Genomic DNA, 26,797 nt, shown 5'->3' with positions numbered 1-26,797 from the left:
GCAACTCATTCATTTACAACTTCTTTCTCTTTTTGTAATACAGATAACGGCTTTTTATTCTTCTTTGACATTACCTCTTTATCAGAAATACGTAAAGAAAATAGTAATGCTATGAGTAAAAATATTGCTGATCCAATTAATGCTGCTTGATATGGTAAGAAATCTGACTGTGCATTATTCTGTACGTTATTACTTCCAAAACCAGATAGTATACTAGCTAAAACAGCAACTCCTATTGCTGATCCTAATCGGTTTTGCACATTGAATATAGTAGTTGCTCTACCCATAGAAGGTGGTGCAATATTGTTAAAAGCAGAAAATTGAACCGCACCGACAGATTGGCCTAAGAAAATACCAATGCCAAACAATAGTGCCCGAATTTGCCATGGATTCGTATCATGATTTACAAAACTTAATAAAATAAAGATAACCGCCGTACTTACTAATCCAATAGAGATTACCTTTCGAGCTCCTAATTTCTTATATGACCATGGTACAATCTGCGAAGAAATCATTAATCCAATCGCCTCTGGGAATGTAGTAAGACCCGACTCCAGCGCGGAAACTCCTATTACATTTTGATACATAAGCGGAAAAATAAATAACATTCCTAGTAAACCAGCTGATGAAAACAACGAAATAAGACTCATTTTTCTAAAGACCGTTTCTTTTAATAAGCGTAAATCTAACATCGGTTGCTTTACTTTAAGTTCTACAATAATAAACAATGTAAGTAATACAATCCCAGCTATCCCAATACTAATTATTTCTGGAGAAACCCAACCTTTTGACGGGCCTTGACTGAGTGCATAGATGAGCATCGCAAAACCTGGTGCTGAAAGAACAAAACCGAGAGAATCAAAACGACCAGCCGATTTTTCAATATGCTCTGCTAAAAATAGAAGTCCAAATAGCAACGCAATGATGCCAAACGGCAGATTAATATAAAATGCCCAGCGCCAAGACATTTGATCTACAAAGAAACCACCAATAATTGGTCCGATCGCTGGTGCTACAGCAATTGGAAGTACAATAAATCGAGAAATTTTTGGTCTTTCCTCTGGTGAAAATGTTCGGAATAACATCGCCATCCCGACTGGTGTTAAAAGTCCGCCACCAGCACCTTGAATGATACGAAAAATGTTTAATGAAGTAATATCATTAGCAATTCCACATAGTGCAGATGCAATTGTAAAAACGAAAAGGGCAGTTAAAAATACTTTTTTCGTACCAAAGCGATCTCCTAACCAACCAGAAATCGGAAGGAAAATAGCTAAGCTAACTAAATACCCAACATTTACAGTCCCCATTGCAGATGGGGGCACTTGCAGTTCTTTGCTTATCGTTTGCAGTGCTACATTCACAATCGTTGCATCCATCGCAGCCATAAACATCGCTGTTATATAAACGATGCTTACAACTACTTTTGGATTAATTTTTACTTTCATTATTGTTTTCCTACTAATATTTTTTCGCTAATTTGATTTTTTTCGGCTCTAAATCATTCCAGTTAACTTCAACGTATTCTAAGCAAACTTGTCTGCTAGCTTCTTCATGTACGACATTCCATCCAATTGGTACATCGAGAAAGGCAGGCCAGAGAGAATACTGGCCCTCCTCATTCATTAATACTTTATATGTGTAATTATCATTTTCAAATGGATTCGTCATACTTTACTTACCCCTTTCTTATTCTGCAAATATTTCGCTAGCACTTGTCCAATTTCTGTAAGTGGACCTGGCTGACATAAATCTTTATGTCTACAATCAATGTCATGCTGCACGATTTCCCCGTCTAAATAATTTAGCCACGTATTTGGAGAAATAGGATCAAACCAGTCTGGTATAACAGTAGATCTGAAGAATAAAATATCCCCGTTATAAACTTTTGGCACGTATTTCCCTAACAACCCTACTGAATTTACATATGTTTCTTTCAAGTTTAAAATAGTTTCTTCCTCAAGACTTGCTAATGCACTTCCATCTTTGCGAAGTATTGCAACCGCACTTTCCATAGTAAGTGGTTTACCATCCATGTTATCTGGATCATATCCACCTAAAGCAAGTAATGCGATTAACGCTTCTTCTTCAGTAGGTGCTTCCGTATTCGGTAAGAAGTGACCAGGATACGAATCAAGCATAACGAGTAATTCTACTTCTTCCCCTTCATTTTGAAGTTGCGCCGCCATTGCATGAACAACATTTCCTCCAAGCGACCATCCGAGTAAACGATATGGTCCGTGAGGCTGTATTCCACGAACGTGTTTTAAATAATCCGCCGCCATCTCCTCTAAGCTTTTTGGAAGTTCTTCATTTTCAGCGATACCACGTGCTTGTACACCATAGATTGGATAATCTGTTCCTAAAGATTTCATAAGTCCTGCATAGCACCAACTTAATCCACCTGCTGGATGTACGCAAAATAATGGTAATTGATCTCCGCTTGCTCGTAATGGAAGCAACACATCAAGTGCACTTTGACCATTCCCCATTTCAAGTCTTTCAGCAAGCCCTGCAACAGTAGGTGCTGCAAATAAAGTTCCGATATTTAGTTCAACTCCAAGTGCCTCTTTAATGCGACTCATCAGCTGCACTGCAAGAAGTGAATGACCACCAAGATCAAAGAATCCATCATCAATTCCAATTTGAGACACACTTAAAACTTCTGTAAACAAGTCACATAACATTTCTTCTTGCGGTGTTCTCGGTCCGCGGCTAGAAGATGATGCAATAAATTCTGGAGCTGGCAATGCCTTTCTATCTAATTTACCGTTTGGAGTTAAAGGTAACTCATTTACTACTACAAAAGCGTATGGAACCATATAATCTGGCAAACTACCTCCAGCATACTGACGCATTTCATTCGTATCGATCGTTTCATTATTTGATGCGACGATATAAGAAACTAATCGTTTATCCCCTGGTTGATCTTCCCGTACAATAACAGCTACTTGTTCAACTTTAGGATGTTTCATTATTACCGCTTCTATTTCCCCTAATTCAATTCGGAATCCACGAATTTTAATTTGATGATCTGCACGTCCTATATAGTCTAACGTCCCATCTTGACGCCAGCGCGCTAGGTCTCCTGTACGATACATTCTTGTACCTGGTTTACCAAATGGATCTGCGATAAAACGTTCAGCAGTTAATCCTGCTCTTCCTAAATATCCACGAGCGAGCCCTGCACCTGCAACATATATTTCTCCAACTACTCCAGGTGGCATCGGTTGTAAATAGTTATCTAATACGTATACTTTAAGATCCGGTATACTGCACCCGATTAAACTATTTGCTCGTAAAGATACGATACTTTCATCTAATTCAATATAACTAACATGTACCGTCGTCTCCGTTATTCCGTACATATTAATAAGCTTCGGTGCGTTATAAGGATGACGACTATACCAATCTTCTAATCGACTTAGTTCAAGTGCTTCTCCGCCAAAAACAACATATCGTAAAGATAATTTTTGACCAACCTCTTTATTTTCACGATCTGCTTGCATCAATTGATAGAACGCTGATGGAGTTTGGTTTAAAACAGTAACCTTTTCCTTAACAAGAAGCTGTAAAAATTCTTTCGGCGAGCGACTTACAGTATGTGGTACTACAACTAAACGCCCTCCATATAATAAAGGTCCCCAAATTTCCCAAACCGAGAAATCAAAAGCGTATGAATGGAACATCGTCCACACATCGTCTGCGTCAAATTGGAACCAATGATCAGTTGCTCCTAAAAGTCTTACTACATTTTGATGAGGTATCATAACGCCTTTCGGTCTACCTGTTGAGCCTGACGTATAAATAACATAAGCAATATGTGAAGGAGATAACGGCTTCATGCGCTCCATTTCATCTATATTGTCTTCACTATATTTCTCAATTTCTTCTATTACGTTCACATCATCAACTAAAATCTTTAGTGCCTCATCACATTCAATTTCCACATCTGAATTTGTTAAAACACATGATGGTTTCGCATCGTCTAGCATAAATGAGATACGATCTGACGGATAATCCGGATCTAACGGAAGGTATCCCGCACCAGCTTTAAGAACAGCAAGTAAGCTTACAACCATATTTAAAGATCTCGGCATCGCTAAAGCAACAAGTTGATCAGGACCGATTCCTTTCGCTATTAACAAACGAGCTATTTTATTCGCTTTTCTATTTAACTCTTCATAAGTTAGCTTTTCATCTTCAAAGACAACAGCAATAGAATTTTGATTTACATGAGCCTGCTTTTCAAATAATTGTGGCAATGTCATTTCAGGTACAATTTGAAAACCACCATTCCACTTTTCTAAAACTGTATTTCGCTCTGCTAAAGTTAATATTTCTAATCTACCAATTGATTGATCCGGATGTTTCTCTGCATCATCTAATAATAGAATGAATCGTTCTATTAGTTTTTGAACCGTTTCACGTTTATATAAATCGGTACTAAACTCTAACAATCCGTGTAAGCCATTTGGAGTACCATCAACTCTGTTACTCTCGCTAATTTCAAATGTTAAATCAAATTTTGCAGAACCAACACTTTGAATTTCAAGGTCCGCTTCTAAATCCGGTACATTAAACGTTGCTTCTGGCGTATTTTGGAAAGCTAACATAACTTGAAACAGCGGATGACTATTTCGAGTTCGTACTGGGTTTAACACTTCAACAAGTCGTTCAAATGGAACATCTTGATTTTCATAAGCTGCAAGGTTTACCTGTTTCACTCTATTTAATAATTCTTTAAAACTTGGATCTCCTGATGTATTTGTGCGTAACACTAATGTATTTACAAATAAACCAACTATATCCGTGAGTACATCGTCGTTTCTTCCAGCAATCGGACTACCTAATGGTATATCAGTTCCAGCACCTAATCTTGTAAATAAGGCACTTAGTCCTGCTTGCAACACCATAAACAAACTAACTCCATTTTTACGAGCGAGCTCCACTAACCTACTATGCATACCTTCATCTAAATGAAAATGAATTGTTTCCCCGCGATAACTAGTTTCAATTGGGCGCTGGTAATCTGTAGGTAACTCCATTTGATCTGGTAAACCTTTTAACTCTTCTTTCCAAAAATCTAATTGTGTTGAAATAATACTGTCTGGTTTTGTTTCATCACCTAATAGCTGTTGTTGCCATAGTGAATAATCTGCGTATTGAACTGGAAGGGTTTCTAGTTGAACACTATCACCTTGACATCGTGCTTTATAAGCCGCTGTAAAGTCTCTCGTTAACGCTTGTAATGACCATCCATCTCCTACAATATGATGCAAAAGAATTAGTAAAACATGTTCGTTTTCACTCACTTTAAAAAGTTGCAAACGAATTGCTGGTTCGATATCAAGATTAAAGCTATATCTTACAGCTTCAGACAGTGTACTTTCTAATTCATCCTTACATGTATTTGTTATAATCATTTTTAAATTCAATTTATCCATTTCTAGAATTCTTTGATATGAACTGCCAAGTGAATTCGGGAAAATCGTTCTAAGTGTTTCATGTTTCTCAACTACATCATAAAAGGCACCTTGCAGTGCTTCCTCATTCAATTTTCCAGACATACGAATGACTAACGGAATATTATAAGTAGGACTTGGACCTTCTAAACAATTTAAGAACCATAACCTGCGCTGTGCAAATGAAAGTGGAACTTCATTTGGCCTACTTACTTTCTTAATAGCTGGCCTTGCGCTTTTTGCACGATCCAACTGGTTCGCTAATTCAGCAACAGTTGGTGATTCAAATAGCTTTCCGATTCCTAATTCTACACTTAACGTTTCACGAATTCTTGCCATTAAACGAGATGCAAGAAGCGAATGGCCACCCATTTCAAAGAAATTATCATCTATACTAATTCGCGAAACACCAAGTACTTCAGCAAATAAATCACATAATATTTCTTCTTTCGGATTTCTAGCAACTCTCTCATTGTTCATTCCATTAAAATCAGGAGCAGGTAATTTCTTTCTATCAACTTTACCATTTGGTGTTAATGGTAATTCTTCTAGCACAACAAATGCTGATGGTACCATATAATTCGCTAAACTTTCTGAAACATAAGAGCGAATTTCTGAAAGATGAATCATTTCCTTCTCTTCGGCAACGATATACGCAATAATTCGTTTATCATTTGGACGATCTTCTCGTACCATTACCACTGCTTGTTGTATATTTTCATGTCGTTGTAATACCGTTTCAATTTCAGCTAATTCAATTCGGAAACCGCGAATTTTAATTTGATGATCTGCGCGACTAATGTACTCTAACACACCATCCTTACGCCATTTCACAAGATCACCTGTGCGGTACATACGTGCTCCAGCTTTTCCATAAGGGTTTGCAACAAACCGTTCAGCCGTTAACGCTGGTTTTCCTAAATATCCGTTCGCAAGTCCTTCTCCTGCAATATATAATTCACCGATAACTCCAGGTGGAACAGGCTGTAACCCTGCATCCAAAACGTACACTTCTGTATTCCAAATTGGTCTTCCAATAGGAGGTATACCATTTTCACTGTCATCAATATTCATGAAAGTAGACCAAATAGTCGTTTCAGTTGGTCCATATAAGTTAGTTATAGAGCAACCTAATTCTTTTAATTTATTTGCTAAATGTGCCGGAAGAGCTTCACCGCCAACGAGTACGTTTAGCCTTTGTAACCTCTCTGGATATTCAGTTATTAACGCCTGCCAGAGCGTCGGTGTAGCTTGCATAATTGTCGCTCTTTCTTCTTGTAACAATGTCGTTAATGCAGAAGGCTCTTGGATTACCTCTTTTTGTGCAATTGTTAAACTTGCACCACTAATAAGAGGTAAATAAATTTCTAGAGCAGAAATATCAAACGCAAACGTTGTAACTGCTAATAAATGATCGTTTTCATTTAATGAAAACATATCTTTCATAGCTAATAAGAAGTTACTTAAACCTTTCATAGTAACAATTACACCTTTTGGATTTCCGGTTGATCCTGAAGTGTAAATTGTATAAGCTTGGTTTAAAAGTGATTCATCATTTTTAAATGGTAGATTCATATGAGAATATGTTTTTAACGCTATTTTCGTTTCTTCGCTATCTAATATGATTTCTTTAATATCATTTTCTATAACTAAAGTAGATGAAACAGATGAATGTGTTATGATACAAACTGGATTTGCATCATTTACTATATAATGAATTCGCTCGGCTGGGTATTCTGGATCTATCGGTAAATACGCTGCACCAGCCTTTAGAACTGCTAGCATACTAACTACCATTTCTATTGATCTTGGAAATACTAAGGCTACAAACTGATTTACTTCTATTCCTTCTTCTAATAAATAGTGTGCTAGCTCATTCGCTCGTTCATTTAGCTCTTTATACGTAAGTTTTATCCCGTTACAAGTAACTGCTATTTTATTTGGATTTTTTTGTACTTGTTTTTCAAATAATATAGGTAGATTAATTAGCTCTTCAGCTTTCTTCGTTTCATTCCATTCCAATAAAACTTTATGATTTTCTTCAGGAAGAGTAATGTTTATTTTTCCAATTGGCTCGTCTTTATGATAATTATTTATCACTAATTCTAATAGACTCATAAATCTTTCTTTATGCAATGCTAGTTTCGCGCCGTTATATACTTCCGGATTCGCATCAAAATGAATCATTAACTCATTTTCATCGAAACGTTTATATACATTTATCGATAAATCATCAACAGGTCCTGCTGATAAATTATGTGTAATACCACGATTCCCAGCAAAGTTAAGCCCATAATCAAAAGGCATAACATTCACTAACGGCCCAAACAACCTTTGATTTTCACCTAGTAACTTTAAGTCTCTTCTTAATTCCTCATGACGATATTTATGATGACGACGTACGTCTCGAATTTCTTTAGAAACTTGCTGTATTAATTCTGCAAAAGTTATATTTGGAGTTAACTTTAGACGAAGTGGAACTAAATTCATTACCATGCTTGGTGTATGAATAGATACAGAACCAAGACGCCCCATCATCGGTAAACCTAAAACAATATCATTTGCACCTGTTAATTTATGCATGTAAATACTCGTTACGGCTACAACAAATTCGGGCCAACTCGTTAACGAAATATTAATATCTTCTAGTAAAGTTTTTGTACTAGCATTTGATAGATAAGCAGTTTCTCGTAAAAATCCATTTGATGTTCTCGGCGCTCGTTCTGCTAAACTTATAACTTCCGGTTCATCTGCAAACTTTTCTAGCCAAAAAGTACGATCTTCCTGAAATTGTTTAGATTCACGATACTCATTATCTTCTTGTACAATTTTTGCAAGAGAACCAAATGGCTTTTCATTCTTATTTGTTTCTTCTATAAGTGATGTATACTCATTCGCTACCTTTTGGCTAAGAAGTGAAAATCCATAGCCATCCATCACAATGTGATGGATGCGCTGATACCAAAAGAAACGATTATTTTCAACTTGAATAAGTGCTTCAGTAAATAATTTATCTTCTTTTAAATCTATCGGTACAGATAAATCATTTTTCATCCATACTTTAGCAGCTTCTTCAGGATTTTCTTCTTTACGAACGTCAATAAAATGCATATGAAACGTTGACGATCCCTCAATAACTTGCCATGGGCCAATTTCATCCTCTTCGAAACGAACATGAAGTGCTTCTGCTTCTTTTACCACTTTACGTACAGCTAACTCGAAAATTTCATGATTAATATTTCCGTTTATTTCTATATATTCCCCAGTATTATAAATCGGATTAAGCGGATCTAATTGTTGCGCAAACCACATACCAGACTGCGCAGATGATAACGAATGACGAATCTTTTGACTATTAGGCATTCTTTACTACCCCTTTATTATGTAGTCTATTTGTTACAGCACTTGTGCTGCTTGTGAAGATAGTAAACGGTACCAATCATCAACAGTTGGACGTTCTGCTAAATCTGCAAAAGTGATTTCTTTCCCTTCGCGACGCCATTTCTCTACTAAACTCATAATTCTGACCGAATCAAGTCCTCTATTTAATAAGTCTTCATCAACTTCAATACTCTCTACTGGCTCACGGAGTAGTTGTGCAACTAGTTCATGTACTTTCTGTAAAGTGATTCCTTCACTCTCATCGCTTTTTACACTTTGTAAATCTTTTAATAGTAAGTTTGTTGATGTCGTTACTGCACATCTATTTGATGCATACTGCAATGCTTGTTTATGATGCTCTAGTGAAAAATCAGCAACTGCATCTGCTACAAAAAATGGCTCTATACCATCCATAAATGCTTCACAAGCTGTTAAAAGGCAGCCAATATGCGCATAAATACCGCAAATAATAAGTTGATCTCTTCCCTGCTCATTTAAAATTTCTAATAGATTCGTCTTTTTAAATGCACTATATCTCCATTTTGTTAGGAATATATCATCCTCATCTGGAGTAAGCTCATCGACAATTTTCTTTTTATCTGGTCCAGCAGGAATACCGTCACCCCAAAAGTCTTGTAATAACCCTCGTTGTTCTAACGTTTGTCCACCAGGTTGTGCTGTATAAACAACTGGTATACCAAGTTCCTTGCATCTTTCTCTTATCACCTTAATATTTGAAATTAGTTCTACTTTTGGCGATTCTTTATCGCTATATGCATCAAGAAAATATTCTTGCATGTCATGGATTAGAAGAACCGCACGTTTCGGATCTGGCGTCCAATTCACTTTATTTTTTGGTAGTTCTGATTCAATTGGCATTTTATATACTGAAATAGATGGGATAGCCATCTAATCACTTCCTTCCGATTTTTATTATTGTTTTACTGTAATAAGTTTTTCAGCAATGACTTTACGTAATTCTTTTTTGCTTACTTTTCCAACACCTGTTTGTGGGAATGATTCAATAAATTCAATTCGATCTGGAATCTTATAAGCTGCTATACCACGTTCTCTTAAGAACATTTTTAATTCGTTTGCAGTTAGGACTTGTCCACGAGCGATAACAAAAGCGCAAGTGCGTTCTCCTAAATAATCGTCAGGCATAGATACAATTGCTACATCATGTACTGCATCATGTGCTAATAGATGATTTTCAACTTCTTCCGCAGCAACCTTCTCACCACCACGGTTAATTTGATCTTTATCTCTTCCTTCTACAATGATGTAACCTTGTTCATTTACTTTTACAAGATCACCTGTGCGATAAAAACCATCTTCTGTAAATGATCTTACATTATGCTCTTCCGCTTTATAATAGCCACGAATTGTATATGGCCCTCTTGTTAATAAACTACCTACTTCACCAGGCTTAGCATCATTATCATGTTCATCAACAACTCGAACTTCATCAAATGTAGACATCGGTCTACCTTGTGTATGAATAATGATTTCTTCTGGATCATCTAGTCTTGTGTAATTTACTAACCCTTCCGCCATACCAAACACTTGCTGTAACGTACATCCGAATGTAGGGCGTATACGCTTCGCAACTTCGGCACTAAATTTCGCACCGCCTACTTGAATAACTTGCAGGCTTGATAAATCGTTATTACGGGAAGATACCGCATCAAGCCAAATCATTGCTAATGGTGGAACGAGCGCTGTAATCGTAACTTTTTCTTTTTCTATAAGAGCAAATGCCTCATCTGGACTACCTCCAGTTGCCAATACTACTTTTCCACCCGCATAGAAAGTTCCAAATGTCCCTGGAGAACTCATCGGGTAATTGTGTGCTACTGGAAGAACTGCCATATAGACACTTTCTGCATTTAAATTACAAATGTCAGCGCTAACACGTAAACTATAAATATAGTCATCATGTGTTCTAGGAATTAATTTAGAAAGTCCTGTCGTCCCTCCTGATAATTGGAGAAACGCAACATCACTTGGCTGAACTTCTGGTAACGGAATCGGATCCATATAAAGATCAGTTATGTTCACGAATTCTTCTTCTTCCCCCACTACGATTACATGTTGTAAAGCGGGAACTTTCTCTTTCACTTCTCTTGCTAGTTTTCGATAATCAAAGCCGAGAGCCTTATCTGAAATAACGTAAGCACTCGCTTCACCAAACTCGCAAAAATAACTAATTTCACTACTGCGATGAGAAGGTAGTGCAAAAACAGGGAGTGCTCCAATGCGAAATAGCGCAAAGCATATTTCGAAAAACTCTATAATATTAGGTAACTGGATTACAACTCGGTCTTCTTTCTTTATTCCTAAATTCAGTAAACCTGAAGCTAAGCGATCTACCTTTTTATCAAGTTCACTATACGTTATATGCGTATTACTACTTACAACCGCAATTTGATCCCCATATTTTTCAGCGCGCTCTTTTAACATCGAACCAAATGTTTCTCCAAGCCAACACCCTTCTTCTCGATAGCGATTTGCAAATTCTTTTGGCCATTCCGTATAACCTATTAACATTCTTTCTTCCCCCTATTTTTCATTCAGCGAATTATCTCTTAACCCTAAAGCCTTCAACATTGTTTGGAACTTAGCTGATGTTTCTGCTAACTCATCTTCTGGCTTTGATTCAGCAACAACTCCAGCACCTGCATATAAGCGAAGTGTATTCTCTTGCACTTCAGCACAACGAATTGTAACAATCCATTCGCCATCTCCATTTAAATCGCTCCACCCTAACATTCCTGTAAAGAATTCACGGTCAAATGGCTCAATTTTTTGAATAGCCTCTCTCGCTTCTTCCATTGGAGTTCCGCAAACTGCTGGCGTTGGATGAAGGGCAATTGCTAATTCTAAAGAAGACGTATTTGGGTCCTTTAGTTCACCTTTCACTTCCGTAGACAAATGCCACATTGCTTCACTATGAATAACTGAGGGTTTTTCTGGAACATGTAATATATGACAGTAAGGGCGAAGCGCAGCGGCAACCGATTCAACTACTACCGCATGTTCATGTAAATCTTTTGGAGAAGAAAGTAATTCTTCTGCCCTTCTTTTATCTTCTACTGGATCCTCACTTCGTGGTCTTGAGCCAGCCAACGGATTAGAAATTACTTGCATACCATGACGTGAAACAAGTAATTCAGGACTTGCTCCAATTAACGTCTTACTGTACTCGTTTTCATCTTTCGGCAAATTAACAGCAAATGTGTAGCCGTGCTTATTATGTTCCGCTAATTCACGGAGTAGTTTTTGTTGATCAATTTTCTCGGAAGACTTAACATTCAATGATCTGGATAGAACGATTTTTCTTAAATCTCCGTCCTGAATTTTTGCTATTCCTTGCTTCACACCATCCATATAAACTTCAGGAGCTGGAACCGGTGTCATTTCAAATGTCAGTTTCTCATTTCGTTTTATCTCATTTGTTGTCTCTAACTGTAAACGCTCAGTAATTCTACTATGTTCTGGTACGATAAGTTGAACTTCTTTTCTACGATCAAAAGGCAAAGCACCAACAACGATAGGATTCGGATTTCCGGCTTGTTTTGCATTACTTAATACCGCTTGTACAAGTTCTGGAAAACTTTCAATTTCATGATGTTTTACTGTAGTAAACTCTCCTTCTGTCAATATCGTTCGAGTTGGTGAAGCGAAAAAGAACGAAGATTCAGTTTTATAATCTTCTAATAATTTTTCTGACAGTTCCTTTACGGCTATAAGTTCATTCATAGTATTAAAACCTCCTGAATTTTTTATTAAACTCCTAATGTAGCTCCGCCATCGACACATAAATTGTGCATTGTAATATGACTCGCTTTATCAGAAGCTAAAAACAATACTGCTTCAGCAATTTCTGAAGGTTGTGCAATTTTTTGTAACGGAATACCGAGTCTATATGTATTTTGAGAACCAGCAATTATATTTTCAGCTCCATTCTCATCAGCCCATAGTAATCTTTGCATTTCAGTTTCAGTAGAACCAGGAGAAACTAAGTTGCAGCGAATATTGTATGCTGCAAGCTCTAATCCTAAACACTTCATAAACATTGTCGTTGCAGCTTTTGATGCAGCGTACGCAGCCATTTCCATTCTCGGAGTATTTGCCGCATTTGAACCAACTGTAACAATTGCCCCTGACCTTCTTTGCATCATATGTTTACTTACTGCTCGAGACATATAGAAAACTCCTGTAGAATTTACAGAGAAGGTTTTATTCCAATCTTCATCACTTAAAGAGTGAATTGGTCCCATACGTAATACCCCTGCAACATTTATTAATATATCTATTGGTGCTATATCATTTTCAATACCGTTTACCATATCTTCAACAGCGGTACTATCACTCACATCTAAATGAAATGTTTTCATACGTGTTTCATTTAATTCATTTTCATTTAAGAGTACGTTTAACCCCTCTTCATTTTGATCAACCGCAATAACTGTAGCTCCTCTTTCTAAAAACATTTTGGCAACAACACTGCCTATACCTTGAGCTGCACCTGTTACTAAAACCGTTTTTCCATCAAATTCCCCTAAGTTCATTTCCTCTATCCTTTCATTTGAAAATTGATCTAATTAAACAAATAGTAATAATGATAACGATTATCACTATCAATGTAAAAAATAATACACTTACTAAACTAATTGGTCAAGTGTACTTTTCATCAAAATATTATTCATTGATAATGTTTTTCATTTAATATTCTTACATTGAAATGATAATCTTTCTCAATAAACTTGTCAACCTATTTTTATTTTTCAGATAAAATATTTTAGTACTTCTCAATACAATTACATCTAAAAGCATTAATAAGTACTTACATTAAAAAATTTAATTCGTACTCCTCTTTTTAAAATTGAAGAAGATAAACTGTAGATACCTTCATTTACAAAGCCTTACCAAAAACTCAAGTATATATTTTCTCAACATTTTTCTGAAAATATCGAGAAAGTATATCTTGCAATTACCGATGCATGTCGTGTTTATAATTTAAGATTTAATAAGTATTTCGAATATAATATATCAATTTATGATATTCCAATATAATCCAAACGGATACTTTACTCATTTTTTTGCCTCTAGAAAATTCCACATGTTGTAATTCATAAAAAAGCACCCTATTAAATAGGGTGCTTTTTAGTAAACATAGTGTTAAAGAAGATTTATATACTTACGCTACACTGCGATACTCTTCTTCTTTTTCTTTTTTCTGCTTAGGCACTTGGATTAAAAGTGCGATAATAAATGATACGACACATAATACGCCGATCACCATGAAAGTTGGTTTGAATCCACCTAGAACTGCACCGATAAAGGAACCAGCGAGCGCTCCAAATCCAAATCCTTGATACACAATTCCGTAGTTCTTACTATGGTTTTTCATACCGTAGAAATCACCAACGATAGCTGGGAAAATAGTGATATTTCCACCAAAGCAAAACGCTACACTTGCTACACATACGAAGTAGATACCATAATTTAAATCTACGAAACTTAAAACCAAGACTGAAGCTGCCATAACAACAAATGTACCAGTAACGATTTTTAAACGGCCGATTTTATCTGATAACGGTCCTAAAATAATACGACCTAATGTATTGAAGATTGCAACCATAGCCACCGCATTAGCTGCTGTCGCTGCGCTAAGCCCTACAAGTTGAACACCAATGTCTTTTACCATACCAATTAAGTATAAGCCACTCATACATGATGTAAATAACATAATAAATAATAAGTATACTTGTTTTGTGCCTAACATTTCTTTCGTTGTATATTCCTGAGTTTTTGTTTCATGAACTGCTCCTTGATCTGCAGCTTGATGGATTAAACAAGCGCCAAGGACAATCATAGCTGTAACAATTAAACCCCAGTATATAAACGCTTGTGATACACCAACTGATTCAATTAACTGTGCGTTAATATATTTAAAAATTAAGCTACCCGAACCATATGCAGAGACAGAAATACCAGCAATTAAACCTTTACGCTTTGGAAACCACTTTATTAAATTGGATAATGAAGTGATATATGCTGTACCATCTGCATAACCTACAACAACCCCTGCTAGTACATAAAGCAATATTAATGAGGAAGCTTGTGAACTAAGTATTAATCCAATTCCTAATGCTAGTCCAGCTATCATAATCAGTTTACGAAGTCCCCATTTTTCTTGCAATTTACTCGCAAACAAAGTTGAAAACGCTAAAGACAGGCTAGTAATTGAGAAAGTTATAGCAACAGCGTTAAGACTCCAACCGTATTTACTCACTAAGGGCTGATTGAATAAACTCCATGTATATATCGTACCAAGCCCCATTTGTACTATGACTGTTCCAAGGACAACAAGCCATGGATTAACCGATGATTTTTTCATACCATCTCTCCTCCTCTTTCTATTTCAATGCTATTCGCTAAATATGCTTTTTTTATTTTTATTTTCGCCACCTCATTCGACTTAACAACTTCATTGTATAGGATGTTTTCGCTTATGTAAGCACTTACAAGATGGAGCGTCAAAAATATGGAATCAGTTACAGAAAACGAAGGGTGAAATACAAAAAACTACTTGTTAAATACGTAGTAGTTTTTATAATGTTTTACATCAATACGACTTATGTGTGTTTTCATATCCTCTTTTATACAAAGTTATGCGCCCTGTTACACCATGGCTGGACTTCAAAATTTTGATTATCCTATATAAACAAAAAAACACCATATTCTTTTTAACTCCCCAGCTTTATAACATGTTGCGTCTATATTTCTTAATACAAATCATTTAATAGTCTTGTAATCTGGCTTCTCGTTACAATGCTTGTAATCAAAAATCCCACCATTTCCACTTCCGTATATCTTGTTTTTCTAACGAAACATACAAAAGTACAACGTTTTTTACAATTTTCTACATAAAAACAGAAAATATATAATTCATTTACATAATTTTGCACTTTAATTTTTATTAAACAACAAATATTTTATTGATAAATAAAACTAAACATTCACTAATATATCTATACGTGGTTTAATATATATAATAAACAAACATTTCTGACTTTTATAAGGAGGTACTATGAAAGCAAACGTAGGCGATACTATACTATTTCAACGAAATAACTTAAAGATCACAGCATCTGTACTAAAACTATACACTGAATCGGTCTTAGTTGAAGTCACAGATGTAAGCGGTGGTACTTTTGAATTTGACCGAACAATTGTAAATCATAAAAACTATAAAATTTTAAATGCAAATAAATAAAACAATACAATACAAAATAGCCCCTGCTTAACAGCGGAGGCTATTTTGTATAATAACAATTCATTAATTTACATATCCTAAAACACTAACAATCTTGCTTGCTTTTAAATTATTAATATAATAATAAATTTCTAACCCTCGTCTCTCAGCTCTTAGCACTTTACCTTTCATTTTTGATAAATGCTGCGAAACAGTCGATTGAGGAATATTTAATATTTCTGTTAATTGTGTTACATTACAAGTTTTGCGTGCACTTAATTCATTTACAATTTGTAATCGTATTGGATGTGCCATTATTTTTAAAATATCCACATCTTCTTCAGTTACTAAACTTTTTTTATCTCGCTCGTATATGTTGTCATAAGACATTCCCCTTTTATTTGAATTCCTTTTTATTAAAATCTGCTTCTAAATAAAATATTATCTCTAATATACAATTAAGACCCTTATATAGAAATAATAGGATTTCGATTATTTAAAAACAGCAATACTATACAATTTCATCTATTTGGTACATATACATAATACAATTTCAATTTGTGCTCTATGTGAAGTTAGCATAAATTTATAATGAAGATTTTTCAAACAATTCACATCTAACTATATACTTCCTCATAATACTATCCAGTGATTTTAACATATTTTAGGCATTTGTATATACTATTGCAAAACACATTCTTATTGAGGGGGACTTTATATGCCAACACCGTCACAAGAACAAGTTGAAGAAGCTCGTGAAACATATGTCAGTCGTATTATTTTAGTTGGTGGTTCAGCTTTATTTTTAACAGGTGGTGTTATATCTGCAATTTCAGCCTTTAAAAGTTATAATCGTTTGGCAAATACGCCACCTTCTTCAAATGATTCATAATTGCATCATTCATTCCTTTAAATAATAAAGATGCCGCCTCTACTATAGAGACGGCTTTATATAAAAACATTATTAAATTCATTTGAACTTAATTGAAAAAACGTTATAACAATTTGGTACAATGTTCAAAGTAAGGATAGATACTTTCAATTTGACAAGCTTATTTCACCACAAACCTCGTCTGACTACACCCATCCTTCTGCTTCGTTACTTCTAATACAGCTGGCATTGCATTTTTCAGTTCTTGAACGTGTGAAATTACACCGATAAAGCGACCTGATTTTTGCAAGTCGATTAGGGCGTCAACTGCTTTCGTTAATGACTCTTCATCTAATGAGCCGAATCCTTCATCGATAAACATCGTTTCGATGGAAATACCACCCTCATACGCTTGAATTACATCTGCCATTCCAAGTGCTAAGCAAAGTGATGCGTTAAATTTCTCACCGCCAGATAATGTTTTTACATCTCGGGTTTGACCTGTATATGCATCATATACATCTAATCCTAATCCACTTTGTCGATTCCTCTTTTCAACTCGTTCGCTTCGTTTTAAATAAAATTGTCCATTTGATAATTTACGTAGTCGTTCGTTCGCAATTTGAACAATTTGTTCTAAATACTCAATTAAGATGTAACGTTCAAAGGATATACGACTATCGTTATCCCCTTTCATTACTTCATATAAATCAACAAGTTCTTGGAATGCTTTTTCTTCCTCATGAATTTGTTCATCAATTCGTTTAATATTTTCATGTAAATCCGTAATATATGATACGGCGTTTTGAGCACGTTGTCGTTTTTCTTTAATAATATCAAGGCTAATTTCCAATTCTTTCACTTGCTCATCTAATGAAGAAATGTCCATATACTCTTTATCTTTTAAGTCTGCTTTTAATTCTTCAATTTGTTTTGTAAGTACTTCTAGAGATGAGTAATAACTTTGGATTTCTTGTTGTAACTTATCCATCTCAGCATCATTTAATTTGGATTCTTTATATGTTAATTGATCTGTAAATCCGCTTTGTTCTAGCTCTTTCATAAAGCGTGTGAACGTCTCTTCTTTCTTCTCTTTTGCACTATTAAATTGATTAGAAGCATTATCATGTTCTGCTTGAATACGTATATTTTCATTTTGCCAATGTTGATACGCCTCTTGTACTTTCTCCCATTCATCTTCCATTAACCTAAGTTCTTGCAGAGCTTGGTCAAACTGTACTTTCCAAGCTTGTACCGTTTGCAAGCTTTCCGGAATATTTTGCTTATCATGTTCATATGACGTACGAAGCTGCATACACTCCATTTCAGTACGGTGCTGCACAGTTTCTACTTCACGCTTTTGTTTCTGGAGTTCTTCTACTTTTTCTTCTACGCTTTTTATATTCACAGCAATTTGCTTACGCGTTTCTTCACTTGCTTTTAACGCATTAACTTCTGCTGCTAATTGCTTTCCTTTTTGAACGAGCGCACTATATGTTTCTACTAATTCTTCTGAGCGATAGCCTCGCTTTAGCACTTCTTCTATCACTTGTTCATATTGAACTCGATAGAAATTCCACTTTTCTTCTAATTGAACATGTAATTTTTCCGCAATAGTTTTCTTTTCTCTTAGCTCATTTAACTCTTTTTCATCAATTGCATTACTTTGCTCTGTAGCTTTTTTCGGGTGGTCCATACTACCACATACTGGACAAGATTCACCATCATGTAAATGAAGAGCTAATATACCAGCTTGTTCACTTAACCAGCGGCGTTCCATATTTTCATATGTACTAACTGCCTGTTGCATCTTATGAAACGCACTTTCTTTTTCTAGCTCGTATTTTTGTTTTTCTTGCCATACATCATATGCCTGCTTTAATACTTTTGCATCTTCTCGCATATTCGTTAGTTCTTCTACTTTAGCTACATATTGTTCAAGCGCTGCTTCTAATTGCTGTAATTCGCCAGACATTCTTTGTTTTTCATTTTTATGCGCTTCTAGTTGTTCATCTAACTTTTGCATACCTTCTTTTAATTTTCCTATTTGAATTTCAGCATTTTGCAAATTTAACTTTTTCTCAGCTAATGATGCAATAATTGTCTGTAACTCTTCTAGTCTTTGAACTTGTTTTTTAGCATTTTCTCGCTCGGATGCCTTATTCTTTAATGCTTCATATTTCTCCTGAGCAAGTGCAAAACTGTTCATTATATGCTCTTTTTTTGCGATTATCTGTTTTAACAAACTTTCAGACTGCTGTTCATATTGCATCGCTTCCTCATACCATTGCTCAAATGGTAATAATCGCTTCGCCTGTTCCGCATGTTTAAAAGATTTTTCTTTCATTTCGATTACGGCACGGTTTTCTTGTAAAATACTGTACTTCTCATTCTTTTGTTCTAAATCTTTGAATTTCTCATTTACAGCTTTTGCTGCATGAAAACGTGCCTCTGCTTCTTTTAATTGTTTCGTTTTGTCATTTTGTTCTAAGTGTAATTGCTCAACCTCTGCATTGTACCAAATTGTTTCTTGTTCTAATGCCTCTACTACTTGATGTGTATTTACATGCTCTTGCTTCACTAATGTCTCTAATAATGCTCCATCACGTATTGGTAATTTAAATACATTACGGAAATATAGCTCACGTTCTTTTTGTTTTTCTTGTAAGACGTCTTTCCATTGTTTACGCTTTTGATCTAATATCTCACGCATTAATTTATAACGATCTGTTTTAAAAATGCGGCGTAGTATTTCTTCTTTATTTTCCGTTTCAGATGTTAATAATTTTCGGAACTCTCCTTGCGGTAACATGACAATTTGGCTAAATTGATGTTTACTTAATCCAATTAAATCTTCAACTTTTTTATTTACATCCGTTACATGAAAACGATCGACACATGGAACTTTTTCCTCATCAATTACTTCATATAATTCGACTGCATGTCCTGTAATTGTTTTATTTCCTTGTTTTTTATGGCCCAGTTGTCGTTTAATTTCATAACTTTTTCCTTTTAATTGAAAAGTTAATTCCACACTTGTATAAACATCATCATCAGCAAATTGGCTACGAAGCATGTTTGTATCACTGCGCTCTTCTCCACTAGCCTCTCCATATAATACATAACAAATCGCATCAAAAATCGTTGTCTTTCCAGCTCCTGTATTTCCAGAAATAGCGAAAATACGATGCTCACCAAGATCTTTAAAATCGATTACTTCTTTCTGTTTATATGGACCAAACGCGGTCATTATAAGCTGAATCGGTCTCATCCTCGCTCACCTTCCCGTTCTTGCACTGTTTGCAAAACATCTAAAAATAGACGTTCTTTCTCTTCTGATAAATCTAGCCCTTTCATTTCTTTATAAAATGCTTTTAAAAGAGATAAATCATCCGTTTTATGTCTTGAAACAGTTACTTCATTTTCATCTGTGAACTCTCGTCTTTGAATAGATCTTTCAACATGCATTGCATTTGGGTATACAGAACGTATTTTTTCCATTGGCTGCAAGACAGGATTTTCATCTAATAATTTCACAAATACATAATCTTCACTCACTGGATGAAGCAATAAATCGTCTATTTTCGCTTCTACTGTACGCATTTTACGACGTGGTGTAAGTAAACGTTTTTCAATTGTTGTTTCACCTTTTTCATCCAGTTCCACAATATAATATCCTTTTTTATGCTTTTCTTCAGAAATAGAATATGCAAGTGGTGAACCTGAATAACGAATTGTCTCATTACGTACAAAATGCGCTTGATGTAAATGGCCAAGCGCCGTGTAATGAAACTTATCAAAATAATGGCTATTTACATATTCAGCACCACCAATTGAAAGTGGTCGTTCCGCATCACTCGTATTTTCCTCTGCCTCTCCTGAAGAAGTTACAAATGCATGTCCTACAAATATGTGTCTCGCTTCTTTATCCATCGTTTCAGAGAGTTCGTTCATAAAAATACGCATCGCATCATCATGAGAACGAACATCTTCATTTTTCAATATGTGTCTAACAATACTTGGATCTGCATACGGAACGAGATGGAAATGAACCTCTCCGTATTCATCATTTAAAACAACAGGATTGTATGGAAACTGGAATTGTCCAACAATATGTAATCCTTGTTTTTTCATTAAATTACTACCAAAATGTATGCGGTCCGGACTATCGTGGTTTCCTGCAACTGCAATTATTGGTGTTTGTAAATCAATAACTATCTTTTGTAATACATCATTTAATAAGTCTACTGCTTCTGTAGGTGGAATTGCTCGGTCATATAAATCTCCTGCAATAATTACAGCATCCGGTTTTTCCTCTTCAACAGCTTGTACAAACTGATCTAACACAATTTTTTGATCTTCAGTCATATATACACCATGAACAAGCTTACCTAAATGCCAATCCGCTGTATGAAAAAACTTCATATTACCCTTCTCCTTTTAGTTTACTGATTGTAGTGACACAAGCTGATAGTTTAGTGTAGTTTTTCCGTTCTCCCATTCTAACTTTTGGACAATTGCACTACCGATTCTTTCTTCGTTTGATTTATATAAAGGCAATATTTCTTGAATAGTAAATAGATGATAACCATCTAAAATTAATTGAAATAAATTATCTTCTATATGTAATCTTACTTCTTTTTCATTTGAAATAATTTTTGTATGCATCTCAAATTTCATGCTAGATACAACCCCTTTTTTCTAATCTCTACATTTTAATAGTATAGTGGTCATGCAAGATTGACAAGTAAATACACCGCGATGTACATACTTTTTTAATTATAAATATTTTATGTTTTTTTATATGAAATACGGTATGTGAAATTATTAATCTACAAAAATAAAAATGCCCTTTCAGGCATCCTTATTTTTGTAAGTACTCTTTCATAACGTAGTACAATACAGTTATTAAGACAATCGCTACAAAAAACGCAAATACGGCCACAACATACCCATCTTTATTTAATAAAAAGCATATGGAAATAGATATTATAAAAATCGGAAACACGAGACGTACCTTAGCCTTCACTTCTTCTGTCGTATCTGTATGATGAAAATACTGTGTAATTCCTACCATAAGAGATGACAAAATAATAACCGACAATAGTAAAGGTCCTGGCATTCCGATCTCTCCTTTCTCTATTTCTAATTATATACAAACCCCGCGCTCTTTAAAAGTTAGATAATTCAGCCTTTTAACTTTTTCTACATCAACTCTTTAATTTACGCCACGTATACTAACTCAATATAAGTTATACATATAATAGCGCCTTCAACACGACATTTTCAAATAATAGCACTTACAGTAATGTTGTAATATTCCTCTTCATTCTCTGAAATCCTGCAAATATAACTCGTCAAAATATGCGATAAATACTAACACTAAGCACCTAATTTAGACAAAAATTATAGAGGACATTTCAGCATGTATCAAGAAATAAGAATAGAAAGATAAGTAAGGGAGGATTTATAATGACTGAACACGTTTTATTTTCTGTTAGCGAAAACGGCGTTGCATCTATTACTTTAAACCGTCCAAAAGCACTTAATTCTTTATCCTATGACATGTTACAACCAATTGGGCAAAAACTTAAAGAATGGGAGCAAGATGAGCGTATTGAACTCATCGTTTTAAAAGGAGCTGGGACGAAAGGTTTTTGTGCAGGTGGTGATATTAAAACGCTATACGAAGCACGTTCTAACGAAGTTGCATTACAACATGCAGAGCAGTTTTTTGAAGAAGAATATGAAATTGATACATTTATTTATCAATACAAAAAACCAATTATCGCTTGTTTAGATGGAATTGTAATGGGCGGTGGTGTCGGTCTGACAAATGGAGCGACGTATCGAATTGTAACAGAGCGTACGAAGTGGGCAATGCCTGAAATGAACATCGGTTTCTTCCCTGATGTCGGCGCTGCTTATTTCTTAAATAAAGCGCCTGGATATACTGGTCGATATGTTGCTTTAACAGCATCTATTTTAAAAGCTCCTGATGTATTATATATTAACGCTGCTGATTACTTTATGACATCAGATTCATTACCAAATTTCCTTACCGCACTTGAAAAGGTAAATTGGAAAAAAGAAGATGTACATACTCATTTAAAAGAAGTTATTCGTACATTTGCAACTGCTCCAAACTTAGATGGCAATCTTTCTTCCTCAGTAGAAGAAATTAATTCGCATTTTGCATTCGATACAATTGAGGGAATCATTCAATCGTTAGAGAAAGATCAAAGTCCATTTGCCCAAACAACGAAAGAAAAGCTATTATCCAAATCCCCTGTTTCATTAAAGGTAACATTAAAACAGTTTATTGATGGCCAAGAAAAGTCAGTTGAAGAATGTTTCGCGACAGATCTTATACTCGCTAAAAACTTCATGCGACATGAAGATTTCTTTGAAGGAGTACGCTCCGTTGTAGTTGATAAAGACCAAAATCCAAATTATAAATATAAACAATTAAGTGATGTTTCAGAAGAAGATGTAAATCGATTCTTTAACTTACTTAACGCTTAAACAAAGAGGCCATATATTGTAGCACACTCTCAGCTACTCTATATGGCCTCTTCTTTTTAGTTAAATAATTTTAAATATAATTTAATTTTATTTAACTAAAATGTATGTTAAACTAACGTTAATCGAATTTTCTAAAAACAAAAAAAGGAAGGCGGATAACATTATGGAAAATTTTTTTCTGTTTATTATTATGTCTATATGTCTTATTATTCTACCCGGTCCTGATACAGCAATGGCTACGAAAAACACATTGATTGCCGGCAAAATCGGCGGCGTAAAAACTGTTTTTGGTACTTGTGTTGCGCTTTTAATTCACACTTTAGCTGCTGTAATTGGTCTTTCAGCACTTATTGTAAAGTCTGCTCTTTTATTTTCTATTTTTAAATATGTTGGTGCTGTATATTTAGTCTATATTGGTATTAAAGCCCTTTTAGCAGTAAGAAACACAGAAGACTTAAATACAAATGACGTTCCAATAAATAATGACAATAAACATACTTCTTGCTTTCGCCAAGGGTTTCTTACAAATTTACTAAACCCTAAGATTGCAGTCTTCTTTTTAACTTTTTTACCACAGTTTTTAAATCCAAATCATAATACATTTATACAACTTCTCGTTATGGGACTTACTTATCTCATTTTAACCGTCATTTGGTTTGCTTTTTATATATTTTTAATTGATAAAATTAGTGCTTTTATGAAAAAACCGAAGACACAGCGTTATATTCAAGGGATTACAGGAATCGTCTTAATTGGGTTTGGTATTAAATTAGCCTTTGAAAGAAATAGTTAACACAATACAAACGAAAATACACTACTCATAATGGAGTAGTGTATTTTCGTTTGTATTATTTTTATAATGAGTGGGAATGCACCCCACTCATTATCATTTCACTTTATTAAAACCAGCGCTCAGTTACAACTTTTTTACGTGTATAAAATTGAACGCCATCCGTACCATTTGTACCAAGATCTCCAAAGAATGAAGCTTTGTTTCCTGCAAATGCGAAGAATGCCATTGGTGCTGGAACATTAACGTTTACACCAATCATACCAGCATCAATATTGTCTCGGAATGTTTGTGCATGTTTTCCATTTGATGTATAAATAACAGCACCATTCGCAAATTTCGATTGATTTGTCAGCTTAATACCTTCTTCTAAATCTTTTACTCTTACAATACTTAATACCGGAGCGAAAATTTCATCTTGCCAAATTTTCATTTCTTGATTTACACCATCAAAGATTGTTGCACCAACAAAGTAACCTTCTCCAACTTCTTCATTGATTTTACGGCCATCTACTAGTAAAGTTGCTCCATCTGCTACACCACTATTAATATAGCCTAAAACACGTTCTTTATGAGATTCACGGATTAATGGTCCAACATAATTATCTTCGTTGAAACCGTCACCTACTTTTAACTTCTTCGTTTCCACTACTAATACATCAATGAATTCATCAGCAATTTCATCAACTACTGCTACTACTGAACATGCCATGCAGCGCTCTCCACTACTTGCGAACGCAGACCCAATTACACCTTGTACTGTTTTCTCAAGGTTGCAATCTGGCATAACAACCGCATGGTTTTTCGCACCTGCTAACGCTTGTACACGTTTACCATTTTTTGTACCAGTTTCATATACGTAGCGTGCCACTGGCTCAGAGCCAACAAACGAAACTGCTTGAATATCTTTATTTTCTAAAATACTATTTACAACATCTTTTCCGCCTTGTACTAAATTTAATACCCCTTTTGGAAAACCAGCTTCATAGAATAACTCTACAAGTCGCTCAGCTAAAAGTGGCGTTCTTTCAGATGTTTTTAATACGAATGTATTACCGCAAGCAATTGCAAGTGGGAACATCCATAATGGAATCATCATCGGGAAGTTAAACGGTGTAATACCAGCAACAACTCCGATTGGGTAGCGCCAAATCGATCCATCAATTCCACTAGCAATATTCGGAAGGGCTTGTCCCATCATTAAATTTGGTGCTGATGTTGCAAGTTCTACCGCTTCAATACCACGCTGTACTTCACCAGTTGCATCCGTTAGCGTTTTACCGTTTTCTAGCGTAATGATTTTTGCAAGCTCTTCTTTATTTTCTTGTAACAGTTGTAGATATTTGTATAGTTGTCTTGAACGATTTGGAACTGGCACTTTAGACCATGTTTTGTATGCCGCTTTTGCCGCTTCAACAGCTTTTTCAACATCTTCTTTTGGAGAAAGTGGAACGTAAGCGATGATTTTTCCGGTTGCCGGGTTCGGAACCGCTTCTACTTCCGTACCAGTAGATTCTACCCATTCGCCATTAATATGATTTTTCACTCGTTTAATTTCAGTTGTAATCATTATATTCTCTCCTTTTTTATCATGGTTTTTATAAGTGCACTATTTTTGATTAGAAATTAATTGTTCGCTAACTTTCTTATATAAAGCAGCCATATCGTTTTCACCATATCCTGCCTCACTCGCTTCTTCATATACGTTTAATAGCATCTCACTTACTGGTAAGTGAAGTTCGCTTTCTTTCGCTAAATCTACCGCAAATCCTAAATCTTTCTTTAATAAATTCACAGTAAAGCCTGGCTCATAATTTTCTGATGCAATGAAACTTTTATAATTACGCTCATAAATTCTACTTTGACCGTAACTTACATTTAAAATATCAAACATTTTATCTAAATCCATATTGTTCTTTTTCGCTAATGTTAAAGCTTCACTCACACCAGCTGTATAAAAACCAATTAATAGATTATTAATTAATTTAACAGTTGTACCACTATCAATCTGCTCACTAACATGGAAAACATTCGCTCCAAGCACTTCCATGACAGATTCAGTTTTCTCATACACTTCTTTCGATCCACCAACCATAAACGTTAATGTACGGTTTTCTGCACCAATTACCCCACCGCTAACAGGTGCTGCTAAAAAGTCTACTTTCTTTTCCTTCGCCGATTCCTCTAATTGTTTGTTTAATTGTGGAGATACTGTACTTGTATCAATTAAAGCTACATTCGAGTGGCTATTTTCAAATAATCCTTCTTCCCCAAAATATACCGCTTCAACAGCACGAGGTGATGGTAAGCTTGTAAAAATCACATCGCATGTCTCTGCTAGTTTTGAGATTGATAGGCCGATAATTCCTCCTTCTTTTTCAAAGGAAGCTTCCGCCTCTTTATTCAAGTCCACTCCATATACTGTGTAGCTAGATTTAACTAAATTTTTAGACATTGGAAGACCCATGTTACCTAAACCGATAAAACCAATCTTTTTCATA

The 26,797-nt window shown here is 35.1% G+C and carries 17 protein-coding genes and 2 pseudogenes; 4 read left to right on the top strand and 15 right to left on the bottom strand.

Annotated features, from left to right (window positions below; genetic code table 11):
* Positions 1–5: 5 nt before the first annotated feature.
* The 8 genes and pseudogenes from JFU54_RS27545 to JFU54_RS27510 all read right to left on the bottom strand — a co-directional run bounded on the left by JFU54_RS27545 (position 6) and on the right by JFU54_RS27510 (position 15,252).
* Positions 6–1,448 (bottom strand): MDR family MFS transporter, encoded by a 1,443-nt coding sequence (locus JFU54_RS27545; protein WP_201067218.1) that lies wholly within the window; start codon positions 1,446–1,448, stop codon positions 6–8.
* Positions 1,448–1,671: pseudogene (locus JFU54_RS27540) on the bottom strand (MbtH family protein). The gene JFU54_RS27545 and the pseudogene JFU54_RS27540 overlap by 1 nt, the downstream one beginning before the upstream one ends.
* A complete protein-coding gene (locus tag JFU54_RS27535) occupies positions 1,668–8,828 on the bottom strand; it encodes an amino acid adenylation domain-containing protein (protein ID WP_201067216.1) in 7,161 nt (2,386 codons plus the stop codon). Before JFU54_RS27535 ends, JFU54_RS27540 begins: the two are co-directional and overlap by 4 nt.
* A gap of 33 nt (positions 8,829–8,861) precedes the next feature.
* Positions 8,862–9,755, bottom strand: coding sequence for an isochorismatase family protein (locus JFU54_RS27530; RefSeq protein ID WP_002012770.1), 894 nt, complete (start codon positions 9,753–9,755; stop codon positions 8,862–8,864).
* Positions 9,756–9,779: 24 nt separating this feature from the next.
* Entirely contained in the window at positions 9,780–11,396 is a 1,617-nt protein-coding gene (locus JFU54_RS27525) for a (2,3-dihydroxybenzoyl)adenylate synthase (protein ID WP_201067214.1), read from the bottom strand.
* 12 nt (positions 11,397–11,408) lie between these two features.
* Positions 11,409–12,608: an isochorismate synthase DhbC gene (gene dhbC / locus JFU54_RS27520; protein ID WP_201067212.1), complete on the bottom strand. Its 1,200-nt coding sequence runs from the start codon at positions 12,606–12,608 to the stop codon at positions 11,409–11,411.
* A gap of 26 nt (positions 12,609–12,634) precedes the next feature.
* Positions 12,635–13,420: a 2,3-dihydro-2,3-dihydroxybenzoate dehydrogenase gene (gene dhbA / locus JFU54_RS27515; protein ID WP_002012767.1), complete on the bottom strand. Its 786-nt coding sequence runs from the start codon at positions 13,418–13,420 to the stop codon at positions 12,635–12,637.
* 629 nt (positions 13,421–14,049) lie between these two features.
* Positions 14,050–15,252 (bottom strand): L-lactate MFS transporter, encoded by a 1,203-nt coding sequence (locus tag JFU54_RS27510; protein WP_002085734.1) that lies wholly within the window; start codon positions 15,250–15,252, stop codon positions 14,050–14,052.
* Between the two features lie 693 nt (positions 15,253–15,945).
* Here JFU54_RS27510 and JFU54_RS27505 point away from each other — a divergent pair.
* Complete coding sequence (locus JFU54_RS27505) at positions 15,946–16,131, top strand: YkvS family protein (RefSeq protein ID WP_002012762.1); 186 nt, start codon at positions 15,946–15,948, stop codon at positions 16,129–16,131.
* A 63-nt stretch (positions 16,132–16,194) separates the two neighbouring features.
* On the opposite strand, the pseudogene JFU54_RS27500 reads toward JFU54_RS27505, so the two are convergent.
* A pseudogene (locus JFU54_RS27500) lies at positions 16,195–16,493 on the bottom strand (ArsR/SmtB family transcription factor).
* Between the two features lie 335 nt (positions 16,494–16,828).
* Between JFU54_RS27500 and JFU54_RS27495 the strand changes: the two are divergent.
* Positions 16,829–17,002: a hypothetical protein gene (locus tag JFU54_RS27495; RefSeq protein WP_002157923.1), complete on the top strand. Its 174-nt coding sequence runs from the start codon at positions 16,829–16,831 to the stop codon at positions 17,000–17,002.
* 160 nt (positions 17,003–17,162) lie between these two features.
* On the opposite strand, the gene JFU54_RS27490 is transcribed toward JFU54_RS27495, so the two are convergent.
* The 4 genes from JFU54_RS27490 to JFU54_RS27475 form a co-directional block, all read right to left on the bottom strand.
* Positions 17,163–20,252, bottom strand: coding sequence for an AAA family ATPase (locus JFU54_RS27490; protein ID WP_201067210.1), 3,090 nt, complete (start codon positions 20,250–20,252; stop codon positions 17,163–17,165).
* Positions 20,249–21,406, bottom strand: a complete 1,158-nt coding sequence (locus JFU54_RS27485; RefSeq protein ID WP_002012752.1) for an exonuclease SbcCD subunit D — start codon at positions 21,404–21,406, stop codon at positions 20,249–20,251. The genes JFU54_RS27490 and JFU54_RS27485 overlap by 4 nt, the downstream gene beginning before the upstream one ends.
* 15 nt (positions 21,407–21,421) lie before the next feature.
* Positions 21,422–21,661, bottom strand: coding sequence for a DUF2584 family protein (locus JFU54_RS27480; protein WP_002085739.1), 240 nt, complete (start codon positions 21,659–21,661; stop codon positions 21,422–21,424).
* A 184-nt stretch (positions 21,662–21,845) separates the two neighbouring features.
* The gene (locus tag JFU54_RS27475; protein WP_002012747.1) at positions 21,846–22,103 is read right to left on the bottom strand and encodes a hypothetical protein; all 258 of its coding nucleotides are present in this window, start codon (positions 22,101–22,103) and stop codon (positions 21,846–21,848) included.
* A 350-nt stretch (positions 22,104–22,453) separates the two neighbouring features.
* Between JFU54_RS27475 and JFU54_RS27470 the strand changes: the two genes are divergently transcribed.
* A complete protein-coding gene (locus JFU54_RS27470; RefSeq protein WP_201038351.1) occupies positions 22,454–23,506 on the top strand; it encodes an enoyl-CoA hydratase/isomerase family protein in 1,053 nt (350 codons plus the stop codon).
* A gap of 160 nt (positions 23,507–23,666) precedes the next feature.
* Entirely contained in the window at positions 23,667–24,299 is a 633-nt protein-coding gene (locus JFU54_RS27465) for a LysE family translocator (protein WP_085960726.1), read from the top strand.
* Between the two features lie 106 nt (positions 24,300–24,405).
* On the opposite strand, the gene JFU54_RS27460 is transcribed toward JFU54_RS27465, so the two are convergent.
* The gene (locus JFU54_RS27460) at positions 24,406–25,866 is read right to left on the bottom strand and encodes a CoA-acylating methylmalonate-semialdehyde dehydrogenase (RefSeq protein WP_201067208.1); all 1,461 of its coding nucleotides are present in this window, start codon (positions 25,864–25,866) and stop codon (positions 24,406–24,408) included.
* A 39-nt stretch (positions 25,867–25,905) separates the two neighbouring features.
* Positions 25,906–26,796 carry an NAD(P)-dependent oxidoreductase gene (locus JFU54_RS27455; RefSeq protein WP_002031851.1) on the bottom strand — a complete coding sequence of 297 codons (891 nt, stop codon included), beginning with the start codon at positions 26,794–26,796 and terminating at the stop codon, positions 25,906–25,908.
* Between the last annotated feature and the right edge of the window lies 1 nt (position 26,797).

It is taken from the genome of Bacillus sp. TH19 (assembly GCF_016651075.1).
Classification (GTDB): Bacteria; Bacillota; Bacilli; order Bacillales; family Bacillaceae_G; genus Bacillus_A; species Bacillus_A mycoides.
Note: the sequence above shows the minus strand (reverse complement) of the source record. Positions and strands in the feature narration are given on the sequence as shown.

Coding starts and splice junctions, on each gene's coding strand:
- JFU54_RS27485 (WP_002012752.1), bottom strand. CDS start 21,406: ATGAAGTTTTTTCATACAGCGGATTGGCATTTAGGTAAGCTTGTTCAT.
- JFU54_RS27480 (WP_002085739.1), bottom strand. CDS start 21,661: ATGAAATTTGAGATGCATACAAAAATTATTTCAAATGAAAAAGAAGTA.
- dhbC (WP_201067212.1), bottom strand. CDS start 12,608: ATGAATGAACTTATAGCCGTAAAGGAACTGTCAGAAAAATTATTAGAA.
- JFU54_RS27530 (WP_002012770.1), bottom strand. CDS start 9,755: ATGGCTATCCCATCTATTTCAGTATATAAAATGCCAATTGAATCAGAA.
- dhbA (WP_002012767.1), bottom strand. CDS start 13,420: ATGAACTTAGGGGAATTTGATGGAAAAACGGTTTTAGTAACAGGTGCA.
- JFU54_RS27505 (WP_002012762.1), top strand. CDS start 15,946: ATGAAAGCAAACGTAGGCGATACTATACTATTTCAACGAAATAACTTA.
- JFU54_RS27475 (WP_002012747.1), bottom strand. CDS start 22,103: ATGCCAGGACCTTTACTATTGTCGGTTATTATTTTGTCATCTCTTATG.
- JFU54_RS27495 (WP_002157923.1), top strand. CDS start 16,829: ATGCCAACACCGTCACAAGAACAAGTTGAAGAAGCTCGTGAAACATAT.
- JFU54_RS27510 (WP_002085734.1), bottom strand. CDS start 15,252: ATGAAAAAATCATCGGTTAATCCATGGCTTGTTGTCCTTGGAACAGTC.
- JFU54_RS27525 (WP_201067214.1), bottom strand. CDS start 11,396: ATGTTAATAGGTTATACGGAATGGCCAAAAGAATTTGCAAATCGCTAT.
- JFU54_RS27535 (WP_201067216.1), bottom strand. CDS start 8,828: ATGCCTAATAGTCAAAAGATTCGTCATTCGTTATCATCTGCGCAGTCT.
- JFU54_RS27490 (WP_201067210.1), bottom strand. CDS start 20,252: ATGAGACCGATTCAGCTTATAATGACCGCGTTTGGTCCATATAAACAG.
- JFU54_RS27455 (WP_002031851.1), bottom strand. CDS start 26,796: ATGAAAAAGATTGGTTTTATCGGTTTAGGTAACATGGGTCTTCCAATG.
- JFU54_RS27470 (WP_201038351.1), top strand. CDS start 22,454: ATGACTGAACACGTTTTATTTTCTGTTAGCGAAAACGGCGTTGCATCT.
- JFU54_RS27460 (WP_201067208.1), bottom strand. CDS start 25,866: ATGATTACAACTGAAATTAAACGAGTGAAAAATCATATTAATGGCGAA.
- JFU54_RS27545 (WP_201067218.1), bottom strand. CDS start 1,448: ATGAAAGTAAAAATTAATCCAAAAGTAGTTGTAAGCATCGTTTATATA.